Below are 3,916 nucleotides of genomic sequence, written 5' to 3'. Positions count from 1 at the left end.
TTACAGCGTAAACAAAAAGGAGACCGGCTCGGTATTGTCGTTTTAGATTTTTATAATAATGAATTGAGTAATATAGATAATAGGAATGCAGAGCTTATTATTAATACCAACTCTGATGTAATATTAAAAATCTAGGGTCTGTTGATCTTTCTAGAGTGTTTTTTAGACAGCATGGCAAGACGTTATAATTTTCTTCGCCAAAAGTAACCATAATCCTCAAGCTATGCCAAGACTTATGCTAACCGATGCCCGCAGGGAAAAGCTATTTCATTTAATGAGGAGCACTGGCAGTGTTTATGACAAACCTGAACATAAGTAAATATTCGAAGATATGCTTTACCGCCTTCTAACAGATATCCCTTGGCGAGATACCTGATGGGATTGGTCATTGGAATATGGCCTTTAGGCGATTTAATTGGTGGTAAAACATATCTTCCTTTTATTCAAATCTTAGCTAATCCTTCTGACATGGAAGGGAACATTATTGATGGCTCGATAATGCGGGTTCACCTATATTAAGTAGTGAGAGTATTAGTAAACGTTGAGGCGGTAATTCAACCAAAACCCACCTAGTAGTGGACTGTGGGGGATTGCCAATTTATTTCGAATAATCAAAAGTCCTGATAACGCGATATTAAACCTAGTTGAGCACTTGAAAGAGTGTTGACACTGTGATTGCTGATAAAGATTATTACAGCGATGTTTTTTGTAAATTTATTGAAGTAAAGGTGACTAATCCATTATTCAAACACGCCTCGATATAAATACTCCTCAGAAGAAGGTTGATTAATGTTTATATCGTTATTGGTTTATAGTAGATAATGCTTCTGGAAGAGTTAAACACTATCAAGAAATATTGAAATGTACTACTCCAGCATTATGTTGCTGGCACATTACGCTAATTTCGGTGCCGATTCATTCATAATACAGCTAGTACTAGGAGGAGGACAAAAAGTATAGTAATCACTAAGCATGTTAAATTGGGTTAATAAATACGATGAGGATATAGATGATGAATTATAATGCAACTACTGAGAAAAATGGAGCTGAACAAGTAAATTATGTGACATTTTGGCGAGACCCTTCCACCATAGTGACACAAGGAAACTTCTTCTCTATTATGCAAGTTACAGAGGATATGAAAAAGGCAATCAAGGATAGTAAAGGTCAATATCTCTTTTCAGAAGTAGGTGCTGGAATTAAAGCTATTGTTTTAATTGGCACCTCCGTTCAAGTTTTTAATTATCTAGAAGAGAACTCCAGTGTTTACATTGAAAATCAAATTAAAGAGCTTCCTGAAATATATGTTGGAGTAGCTAATTATATAAAAAAAGCTAAATATATAGGTCTATTTCCTTTGCAAGACATTCTAGTGCAAGCGGTCAATCAGGCATCGGCATTTACACCAGGGAATATAGTAACTGATGCAGGTGGAGTCCCTCAAAATCTGAAGGGATTATATGATGTAACACACGCAATGAGTAGTAAAGAACAATCAGTTGGCCAGTTGATTTATGTGAAAATTAGTTATTTTAAAGAAGATAAAATGGAATTAGTTGGCAAATCTAGAATTAGCTTAGGAAATATTTTGAAATATATGCAGAAAAATAGATGAAATATCGTGATATTTATTGTTTAATGGTCATTGTCACTTTTTATAATTATAATTAGCAACATTCTATAATTAAGCCGTTAGCATGTAGATTACACTGCACCGCTATCGGCTTAAACTTAAAAGTTTTTTGGCGGCTTTGTTTCCTAAATCGAGTCAGCGAAAAAACTCTCATCATTGTTCAAATATCAAGCTACACAGTGGGTTTCAGGCATACCTAGCCCAGGGCGAGATCGTGAATATATTTTAACCGTTTTGCCCCCAATTTGACGGACGGTGTCGATTATGATCTTATGCTCTCTTTTTCTTATAGAGAGCATCAGAGCATGTACCTTGAAGCCTTCACGTCTCATTTCAACTCGATTGCTGACAGCCGACAATCTGCCAAAGTAACTTACCCATTGCATGATGTATTGTTCGTCACTCTGTGTGGTGTGATTGCTGGGGCCGAAGGCTGGTCAGAAATCCATGACTATGCTCTCGGACATCATAACTGGTTTAAAGAAAAGGGAATTCTGACCGAAGGTGCCCCTGTCGATGACACCATTGCACGTATTATCTCTCGTATCGAGCCGGAACAGTTCCGACTGTGCTTTGCTAATTGGATGCGAGCCATTCATGAGATGAGTGATGGTCATCTTATTGCTATCGATGGTAAAACGCTTTGTGCCTCATACAATCGTGAAGACCGGCGCTCAACCATTCATATGGTCAATGCGTTTGCCTGTGCCAATAAAGTGGTGCTGGGGCAAGTAAAAACTTCAAATAAATCCAATGAGATAACCGCAATCCCAGCACTGCTCCAGTTGTTAGATATAGAAGGAGCGCTGGTATCAATCGACGCTATGGGTTGCCAGACAGAGATTGCAACGCAGATAGTCGAGCAAGGAGGTGACTACTTACTTGCAGTGAAGGCGAATCAAAGTTCATTACATGAGGCCGTGGTCAGTGCTTTCAGTGAAGCGCGCAGCAATCCTCTTGATGGACTCGTTATTGAAAAGAATAGAGGCCGTATTGAGGCAAGAGCCTACTATGTAATGCCTGCAAGCCAGCTCCAAGCTAACTTCTCTAAGTGGATGAAATTGAACACATTAGGTATGTGTTTGAGTTATCGGCATACGAAAGGGAAAGAGGCGGAGCTGAGCTACCGTTACTATATCAGTTCAGCCACACTCGATGAGCAACAGTTAGCCGATTCAGTTCGTGGTCATTGGGGAATTGAGAACTGCTTACACTGGGTGCTAGATGTCTCAATGAAAGAAGATAGTTGCTGAAGAAATCACATAAGAGTTATCCCCAGGCATTTAAAGATGAAGCTGTCTTGATGGTGCTAGAACAAGGTTATAGCGTTGCCGATGCGGCAAAGTCTCTTGGAGTTAGCACGAGCCTGCTTTACAACTGGAAGGAAAAACACGAAGCCCTGCAACAAGGCATCACCTTAGAAGAGCCTGAGCGTGATGAGTTGAAGCGATTGCGTAGAGAAAACAAAGAATTACGCATGGAGAAAGAAATTCTAAAAAAGGCAAGCGCCTTCTTTGCGAGAGAAATGAAGTAAGATTTCGTTTCATCAAACTGCAATCTCACCTGTTTCCTGTAGCACTGTTATGTCGAGTCATGAGTGTAAGTAAATCAGGTTATTACGATTGGCATAAGCGCCCTGCAAACGTGATAAGCCTTGAAACACTGAAGCTTTATCGCCTTGTTCGACAGCTATTTAAGCAAAGTCGAGGCAGCTTAGGGGATCGTGAAATGGTGAAGAAATTGCGCAAGGAAGGCTACCAGCTTGGTCGCTATCTCGTTCGTAAAATGATGCACCGCCTTCGACTCAAAGCAACCCAGCGACGCGCTTACAAGGTGACGACGCAGCGGAAACACTCAAATGCAGTGGCTGATAACCTGTTAAACATGAACTTTAATCCCGTATCGGTTAATCAGGTTTGGGCGGGTGACGTGACCTATTTAAAGACGGGTGAGGGCTGGATGTATTTAGCTGTGGTGATGGATTTATATTCACGCCGGATTGTGGGATGGCACATAGACAAACGCATGACCACAGATTTGATATCTAAGGCATTAATGAAAGCCTACAACCTGCGCTAACCAGCGCGAGGGTTGGTATTTCACAGTGACCTAGGCTCGCAATATACCAGTAAGCAATTCGGTAGGCTGCTATCGAGCTATGGTATCCGAGCCAGCATGGGTGATGTGGGAGCGTGTTGGGATAACGCCGTTGTTGAGCGTTTCTTTGGTAGCTTGAAACACGATTGGATTTTTAAAGTTGCTCAACCAACAAGGGAGTTTATG

General features: G+C 40.7%; 1 protein-coding gene and 3 pseudogenes. All 4 read left to right on the top strand.

Annotated elements, in window-relative coordinates; genetic code table 11:
* Positions 1-235 precede the first annotated feature (235 nt).
* Positions 236-856, top strand: a pseudogene (locus L5L98_RS22125) (transposase); the annotation flags it as partial.
* A 153-nt stretch (positions 857-1,009) separates the two neighbouring features.
* Positions 1,010-1,615 (top strand): hypothetical protein, encoded by a 606-nt coding sequence (locus L5L98_RS22120; RefSeq protein WP_263143560.1) that lies wholly within the window; start codon positions 1,010-1,012, stop codon positions 1,613-1,615.
* A 323-nt stretch (positions 1,616-1,938) separates the two neighbouring features.
* Positions 1,939-2,883 (top strand): annotated as a pseudogene (locus L5L98_RS22115) (ISAs1 family transposase); the annotation flags it as partial.
* A 53-nt stretch (positions 2,884-2,936) separates the two neighbouring features.
* Positions 2,937-3,916, top strand: a pseudogene (locus L5L98_RS22110) (IS3 family transposase); the annotation flags it as partial.

It is taken from the genome of Shewanella sp. SM23 (genome assembly GCF_025654295.1).
Classification (GTDB): domain Bacteria; phylum Pseudomonadota; class Gammaproteobacteria; order Enterobacterales; family Shewanellaceae; genus Shewanella; species Shewanella oncorhynchi.
The sequence above is the reverse complement of the archived record's forward strand: the minus strand, read 5'-3'. Positions and strand labels throughout refer to the sequence as shown.

Coding starts and splice junctions, on each gene's coding strand:
- L5L98_RS22120 (WP_263143560.1), top strand. CDS start 1,010: ATGATGAATTATAATGCAACTACTGAGAAAAATGGAGCTGAACAAGTA.